Origin of the sequence: Xanthomonas populi (genome assembly GCF_002940065.1) — a bacterium.
In the GTDB taxonomy this organism is placed as follows: Bacteria; Pseudomonadota; Gammaproteobacteria; order Xanthomonadales; family Xanthomonadaceae; genus Xanthomonas; species Xanthomonas populi.
The window spans coordinates 19,598-27,124 of the sequence record NZ_MDEJ01000052.1 but is presented as its reverse complement, the minus strand read 5'-3'; the positions used below and the strand labels follow the sequence as shown (position 1 = coordinate 27,124).

5 protein-coding genes and 1 pseudogene are annotated in these 7,527 nt (G+C 64.6%); 5 read left to right on the top strand and 1 reads right to left on the bottom strand.

The window, feature by feature from the left end; all coding sequences use genetic code 11:
• Positions 1–91 precede the first annotated feature (91 nt).
• Positions 92–715, top strand: coding sequence for an Imm52 family immunity protein (locus XpopCFBP1817_RS10320; protein WP_244171132.1), 624 nt, complete (start codon positions 92–94; stop codon positions 713–715).
• A 207-nt stretch (positions 716–922) separates the two neighbouring features.
• Here the strand turns inward: XpopCFBP1817_RS10320 and XpopCFBP1817_RS10315 are convergent, their stop codons facing one another.
• Positions 923–1,750: a carbonic anhydrase gene (locus tag XpopCFBP1817_RS10315; RefSeq protein ID WP_128417062.1), complete on the bottom strand. Its 828-nt coding sequence runs from the start codon at positions 1,748–1,750 to the stop codon at positions 923–925.
• A 108-nt stretch (positions 1,751–1,858) separates the two neighbouring features.
• Between XpopCFBP1817_RS10315 and XpopCFBP1817_RS21570 the strand changes: the two genes are divergently transcribed.
• The 4 genes and pseudogenes from XpopCFBP1817_RS21570 to XpopCFBP1817_RS10295 all read left to right on the top strand — a co-directional run bounded on the left by XpopCFBP1817_RS21570 (position 1,859) and on the right by XpopCFBP1817_RS10295 (position 7,443).
• Positions 1,859–2,167 (top strand): hypothetical protein, encoded by a 309-nt coding sequence (locus XpopCFBP1817_RS21570; protein ID WP_208619599.1) that lies wholly within the window; start codon positions 1,859–1,861, stop codon positions 2,165–2,167.
• 190 nt (positions 2,168–2,357) lie between these two features.
• A complete protein-coding gene (gene mgtE / locus XpopCFBP1817_RS10305) occupies positions 2,358–3,725 on the top strand; it encodes a magnesium transporter (protein WP_128417060.1) in 1,368 nt (455 codons plus the stop codon).
• A gap of 71 nt (positions 3,726–3,796) precedes the next feature.
• Positions 3,797–4,411: a hypothetical protein gene (locus tag XpopCFBP1817_RS10300; RefSeq protein ID WP_128417059.1), complete on the top strand. Its 615-nt coding sequence runs from the start codon at positions 3,797–3,799 to the stop codon at positions 4,409–4,411.
• A 327-nt stretch (positions 4,412–4,738) separates the two neighbouring features.
• Positions 4,739–7,443: pseudogene (locus XpopCFBP1817_RS10295) on the top strand (bifunctional acetate--CoA ligase family protein/GNAT family N-acetyltransferase).
• Positions 7,444–7,527: the final 84 nt, after the last annotated feature.

Here is a 7,527-nt window from a genome sequence, read left to right as displayed (position 1 = left end):
TCGCTGATTTTTTGAAGGTATGGTCATCATCCAGTGCGTGTCACCACGGCTACGACTTGGTTGTTCGAGGTGCCCTAAAGTCAACGACGCTTTGCCTAAGATTGCCCCCGTAGCAACACAATGGTATGGCGGCGTCACGGTCCCTGGCGAAAGTCCGGTTACTCTGGCCGACCGCGAAGCATTCCGGCAGCGATTAAAAAAAGCGTTTCCTGACGAGCCATTTATGATTGTTTTATCCAGCCAAGCCGGCAAACGTCAGCCTGGGCGAATTGAAATCAGCTATATGCCCCGATTCGGTAGACTTGATGTGATGATTTTCAAGCCAAATATAGCTTTTGGTCGGGATGCAAGTGATATTTGCATTAAATGTGTGGGTTCTTTAGCAGCATGGGATAGACCAAATTTTGCCTATGTTGATATCTATGATAACGCTCCGAGTCCAGAAGAGCCGGGAGATAAGACATCTTACCGAGCAAGCCTCGCCACCTTCCCCCACCGCCAATGCCTGGGCTGGATGGCATATGTCGCGCAAGTCGTGACGAAGCAACAATTACCGCTGGCCGCCGACATCGTGCCGGTCAAGGGCGGCTCGATCATCGTCGCAGTCGATGAGCCGTTCGATCTGGCCAACAAGGAACACATCAAGCGTGCCAACCAGATCGAGATGGACATGAACGACCTGGGGCTGTTGGCAGTGATCGACCCGACATTCTAGGCACAGGCGAGAAAGGCTTCACGACACCCGGTGCAACCAGTGCAAGTGGAAGACCGGCGCGCTGCTCTCTATGCTGGACACACACGCAACGCGTGCGCTTGTCTGGCAACCGCGCCGTTCACCGCGCTGGGCGCCAGGCGCGTCAACGAAAAAACGCTGTGCCGTGCCGTGCGCTGCAAACGATCAGAAAACGGTCAGATCAACCAGTCATCGGCTTTTAAGCAGAAAGCGGCGAGCCAGCGGCTCCAGCGGGCGGGCGTTGAACGGATAGACACGTTCGAATGCATCGATCTGTGCCTCCGACACCTGCACCGGCTGACTGAGCACCACCCAGTCCACCGTTTCGCTGCATGGCGGGGTGGTCAGCGATCCTTCGTAGCGATAGAAGCTGCGCTGATGGCTGGGCGGAAGAAAATCACTGGCGCGTATCGAGGCGTTGGCGACCGTTTGCGTCTGATTCTTGTCTTTGGGCATGGCGTCCAGCACCCGCTGGAAGGCGGGATTGGCCTTGCCGGTTTCGAAGAAGATGGCCAGCACGCCCAACGTTCCGTCCGGACCCTGGTGCACGAGATGCGCCTCCATCGGGAAACGCCGGCCGTTCAACAAATGCTCGCTTGGATGATGGAAATGCAGCTGCAAGGCCGCGTACTGTTTGCCGCCGACCACCATCTTGCCGCCGTCATGCAACTCCAGCTGGATGGAGTTGCCGGTGTTGCGCACCGCCAGCGGCACGGCGGCGTACTCCAGCAGCAAGCTGCCCAGATTGGCGTCGATGGCGTCTTTCAAATCGATGGGGCTGTTCTGCTGGCCGTTGCCGCACAGCGCATTTTCCTTTGCCAGTTCGGACCAGTGCTCGGTGCCTTCCGGACCGGTGTAGCCCCACTCGTGCCCGGTGTGGGGTGCGGTTTCGTGCGACTCCACCGGCGGGCTGTCGGGCAGCTTGGTCTGCGCCATGCCAAGCGCGCCCCAGCCAGCGGCCACGCATAGGCACACCTGGCTGATGCGACGTAACAGTAAAGACCTGGAAGACGACATAGATCACTCCGGTGGAACCAGCGATTGCGATGCGGATGCGATGGCCGAGGCCATGGCGGAGAACAACCTGATGCAGGCGTTCCAGGAAGCGGACTGTAGCAATGAACCGTGGCCGCCAGCACAGTTTGGCGTCGGCCGGTTGACCTCGTGCGTGACGGTGCAACCACCGCAGCGTGCATGGATACCAGACAGCACAACCTCGGGATGACCGGCGCCTGGGCGACGTACGGCAATCGCGGCAAGCTGGCCCGCGTCGCACGCATGATCGCCGCAGGCGATGTCAGCGGTGGGACGCAGATCGATCCGCACCACGACAGGTGCGCGATCGTCGGCCTGTGGGTCGTCTGCCAGGCCAGCGCGGTCTGCCGGAGCGGCGTTCGGGAGGCGCACTTGAACGGCCCGCGCATAAGGCATTGACCCAGCCAGCTCAGGCGCGCAGACTGCGCCCCGCCGCCGCCCGGATCACCGGTCGGTGCGCACTTATCGGAGCCTTTTCTCATGTCCAGCGACAGTCACCCTAGACCCGGGTCGATGACCCAGCTGGCGCGCGCCTGAGGCTTTTGGTTCGCCGGCTGTCATCGACCACGGTCGTCACCAGGCGAACCCCATGTACAACCAAACCCTGCGCCTTGCCCAAGGCGTCGATGCCTTGATCGCACCCCTGGCCGATCGCAACACGGCCGATGCGGTGGAATATCTCAACACCCTCGACCGCGACGAGGCCGCCCAGGTGCTGGCCGCGCTGCCGCAACCGCGTGCGGTGAAACTGCTCGAACAACCCGAGCTGCACGATGCCAGTGCGTTGGTGGCGCAATTGCCGGCCGAACAGGCCGCCTCCTTGCTCGGGCAGATGGCCGACGACCGCGCCACCGACATCTTTCACGGCCTGGACGCTGACCAGCGCGCGCCGCTGCTGTGGCTGCTCAGCGCTGAGGCGCGGCTGTCGATCCAGGCGTTGATGCGCTACCCGCCCAACACCGCCGGCGCGCTGATGACCACCGAGTTTGTGGCGGTGCCGGCCGACTGGACGGTGGGCCGCACCCTGCAGCACATCCGCGAGGTGGAGCGCAGCCGCGAGACGGTGTATGCGATCTATCTGCTCGATCCGCACACCCGCGTGCTCAGTCAGGTCGTCACCATGCGCCGGCTGATCACCGGCGCGCCGGATGCCCCGATCCTGGAGGTGGCGCAGGTCAATCCGCCGGTCACCGTAGACCCGGCGCTGGATCAGGAAGAAGTCGCCCGGCTGATCCGTCGCCACGACCTGCTTGCGATCCCGGTGGTGGATGCGCACGGCCATGTGCTGGGCATCGTCACCGTGGACGATGTGCTGGATGCGTTGATCGCCGAATCCACCGAAGACGTGCACAAGTTCGGCGGCATGGAGGCGTTGGACAAACCCTACATGCAGATTGGCTTCGGCCAGATGATCAAGAAGCGCGCCGGTTGGCTGAGCGTGCTGTTTTTGGGCGAAATGCTGACCGCCAGCGCGATGCAGCACTTCGAGGACGAGCTCTCCAAGGCGGTGGTGCTGACTCTGTTCATTCCGTTGATCATGAGCTCGGGCGGTAACTCCGGCTCACAGGCCACCTCGCTGCTGATCCGCTCGCTGGCGCTGCGCGAATTGCGCCTGGGCGACTGGTGGGAAGTGGCCCTGCGCGAGCTGCCCACCGGCCTCACACTGGGCGCGATCCTCGGTGTACTGGCGATCGTGCGCATCACCATCTGGCAGACCGCCGGCTTGTACGACTACGGCCCGCACTGGCAACTGGTGGCGCTGACCATCGGCGCGGCACTGATCGGCATCGTCACCTTCGGCTCGCTGTCCGGCTCGATGCTGCCGTTCGTGCTGCAACGGCTCGGCTTCGATCCGGCCAGCGCTTCGGCACCGTTCGTGGCCACCTTGGTGGATGTCACTGGATTGGTGATTTATTTCAGCATCGCCGCCGCGATTCTCAGCGGAACTTTGTTGTAAGGTTCGATTGGATGCCAGATAAGGAGATCTACGTGAGGCCAGCTGCGCTGTGGTGCGTTGCATTGACAGGCATGGTTGTGTTCGCCATGCCGCACCTCGGATGGGCCGACCAGGCCCACCCGCCGGAATGTGACTACGATCGCGTGGCGATGCTGGCGTTGGAGCAACAGGCGTTCGATCAGGACATGCCGGGAGGTTGGCGCGCACTTGCCGACCGTCCAGGCTGTAGCTCGGCAGCGGCCGATCTGTTGCGTGATTACCGTCAGGCCCATGCGATCACTGGCGGCATCGTCATCTGGCATGAGGACCAGTTGCGGGCGGAGGCTGGTCAGTCTGCGCAGGCGATTGCGCTGTTCGAGAAATCCTACAAGCCCGCTAGCGAGGATCTTGCAGGCTGGAATCCCTATGTCGATGCAATGATTGCGTTTATGAAACGTGACCGGACCGGTCTTGAGGCCGCACGAACGCGGCTCGCGGCCGTTCCCTATCCGCAGGGCAATGACATGCCGCCATTGCAGGATGGCTACATGATCTTGCCGGCCGTGCCAGGCCGTCCTGAAATCAAGGCGAAATGGCCACCCAATCTGGATGTCGTCGATGGTCTGCTGCGTTGTTTCGACGACACATACTCGAACGCCTATGGCGCAGCGCGTTGCCGGCACTCGACATCGACGTTGTCGAAGTAGTCTTACCAACAGGACACTACTAGCTGCGTGCGCGTCGCTCAGCGGTGGCTGCGCTGGTTGAGGTGCTGCTTGGTGCAGGCAGAGATAGAGGCAAAATGAGGAGCCAGAGGTGTTGCGTTGCCAGCGCTGAAAGTGCGGCAACGTTGGCCGCAGCAACCAAGCAACCCTTGGGTGGATGGAACAGACAAGCCGAACGCGCGTTTTTGCTGCGTTTTCGGGGGCTGCCCTGTCGCGGGCTTGAGAGCACACTGCTGCGCAGACGCCCATCCATGCTCCCGCACCCCAGTGCGTGTACCGTAGCGCGATGGCATCTGCGTCCCCCGTCCGATGAGTACCTACCACCTGCAGCAGGTCTTTCGTCCCACCACCGTGGCGGTGGTGGGCGGCAGTCCGCGTGATCGCTCGGCCGGGCGGGCGGTGGTGCGCAATCTGCGCGCGGCCGGGTTTCCCGGGCAGATCGGCTGGGTAAGCCCGCGCTATAGCGAGATCGACGGCGTGCGCACGGTGGCGCGCTTGACCGATCTGGCCTGGGTGCCGGATCTGGTGGTGATCACCGCGCCCGCGCGGATCGTGCCGCGCATCGTCTCCATCGCCGCGCGCCGCGGGGTGGCAGCAGCCATCATCCTCACCGCTGGTCTAGGCAGCGGCCCCGGCTCGCCGGCGGCGCGCATGGAAGCCTCGGCGCGGGCAAAGGGCATGCGCATCCTCGGCCCGCATTGCCTGGGGGTGATCGCCCCGCATGCGCGGCTCAACGCCAGCATCGCCGCGCATTGCCCGCAGGCCGGCGATCTGGCGCTGATTTCCGAATCCAGCGCCATTGCCGCCGCACTGGTGGAATGGGGCGTGGCGCGCTCGGTCGGGTTCTCGGCGGTGGTGTCGCTGGGCGATACGCTGGATGTGGACTTCGGCGATCTGCTCGATTACTTCGCCACCGACTACCGCACCCGCGCGATCCTGCTGTATGTCGAATGCATCAGCGACGCGCGCAAGTTCATGTCGGCCGCACGCGCCGCCGCGCGCGCCAAACCCGTCGTGGTGGTCAAATCTGGCAGCCAGTTCCGCATCAATCCCAATGCCGACACCCACGCGCAGGCGCTGGCCGGCTCGGATGCGGTGTATGGCGCCGCGTTCGCGCGTGCCGGCCTGTTGCGGGTAGGCGCGCTGGACGAGTTATTCGCCGCGGCCGAAACGCTGGGCCGGCTCGGCAGTTTTCCCGGCCGGCGCCTGGCCATCCTCAGCAACGGCGGCGGGGTGGGGCAGTTGGCGGTGGACCAGCTGGTGCTGCGCGGCGGCACCCTGGCCGAGTTGTCGGCCAAGACGCTGGAGCGGCTGGATCAATCGCTGCCGCAAGGCTGGTCGCGCAACAATCCGGTCGACATCATCGTCGATGCCGATGGGCCGCGCTATGCTGCGGCGATCGAAGCGCTGCTGGACGACCCGGAGAACGACGCGCTGCTGGTGGTCAACGTGCCCACCGCGTTCACCTCCTCGGCCGATGCGGCCAAGGCGCTGACTCGCGCGCTGGATCAACGCAACCGCTACCAGCGCGAAAAGCCGGTGTTTGCGGTGTGGCTGGGCCAGGACGATGTGGCGATCGCCGCACTCAATGCCGCACGCGTGCCCACCTACGCGACCGAATCCGACGCGGTGCGCGGCTTCACCCACCTGGTGCGCTATCGCGAGGCGCAGGCGGCGTTGATGGAAACCCCGCCCAGCCTGCCGGAAGACTTCGTGGTGGATGCCGGCATCGCCCGCGCGGTGGTCGATGACGCCTTGGCCGCCGGTCGCCGTTGGCTGGATCCGGTCGCCACCAACCGCTTGCTGGCCGCCTACGGCATCCCGATCGTGTCGCTGCAGGTGGCCGCCACCGCCAACGAAGCCGCATTGCTGGCCGACCCGCTGCTGGCCGTCGGCCGCACGGTGACCTTGAAGGTGCTGTCCAGCGACATCGCGCACAAGTCCGATGTGGATGGCGTGCGCTTGAACCTGTCCAGCGTGGCGGCAGTGCGCGAAGCGGCGGCCGGCATCCTGGCGCGCGCGCCGCGCTGCCGGATGCGGTGATCGAGGGGGTGATCGTGCAGCCCACGGTGCTGCGGCCCAAGGCGCGCGAACTGATCGCCGGCATTGCCGACGACCCGGTGTTCGGCCCGGCGATCGTGTTCGGGCGCGGCGGCACCGCAGTGGAAGTCATCAACGACCGCGAGCTGGCGCTGCCGCCACTGGACCTGCGCCTGGCCCACGAGCTGATCGGGCGCACGCGGGTCTCGCGCATCCTCAAGGCCTATCGCGACGTGCCGGCGGCCGACGAGCGCGCGGTGGCGCTTGTGCTGGTCAAGCTGGCGCAGCTGGCCGCCGACATCCCCGAAATCACCGAACTGGATATCAACCCGCTGCTGGCCGACCGCGATGGCGTGATCGCGTTGGACGCGCGCGTAGCGGTAGCGCCGGCGCGCAAACTGCATAAAGGCCGCGGCCATCCGCGTTTTGCGATCTTTCCGTATCCAAAGGAATGGGAGCGCCAGATCGCGCTCGGCGACGGCACCCACGCGCTGGTGCGCCCGGTCCGCCCGGAAGACGACGCGCTGTTTCGCGCATTCTTCGCGCGGGTCACCGACGAAGACCTGCGGCTGCGCTTCTTCCAGTCGGTCAAGCATTTCAGCCACAAATTCATCGCCCGCCTGACCCAGCTCGACTACGCGCGCTCGATCGCATTGGTCGCCATCGACCCCAAGAGCGGCGACATGCTCGGCGCAGTGCGTCTGCATGCCGACGCCGATTACGCGCGTGGCGAGTACGGCATCCTGATCCGTTCCGACCTCAAGGGCCACGGGATCGGCTGGCAGCTGATGCGCATCATGATCGAGTACGCGCGCTGGCTGGGCCTCAAGCAAATCGAAGGCCAGGTGCTGCGCGAGAACCGCACCATGCTGGCGATGTGCCAGAGCCTGGGCTTTGGCGTACGCCCGGATCCGGGCGATGCAACCCTGATGGCGGTGACACTCCCTATAATGGCCGAGCTACGCCCGGTCTGACCTTGCGTCGCGCCGCGGTCCCCCATCCTCACCCTATGCCTGATCTGCCGGGCCTCGCCCCTGGCCCATTGGTCCGGCTGTCGT

What these genes read in the sequence shown, in the direction of transcription:
- XpopCFBP1817_RS10300 (WP_128417059.1), top strand. Translation starts at nt 3,797, where the DNA reads ATGGTTGTGTTCGCCATGCCGCACCTCGGATGGGCCGACCAGGCCCAC.
- XpopCFBP1817_RS10315 (WP_128417062.1), bottom strand. Translation starts at nt 1,750, where the DNA reads ATGTCGTCTTCCAGGTCTTTACTGTTACGTCGCATCAGCCAGGTGTGC.
- mgtE (WP_128417060.1), top strand. Translation starts at nt 2,358, where the DNA reads ATGTACAACCAAACCCTGCGCCTTGCCCAAGGCGTCGATGCCTTGATC.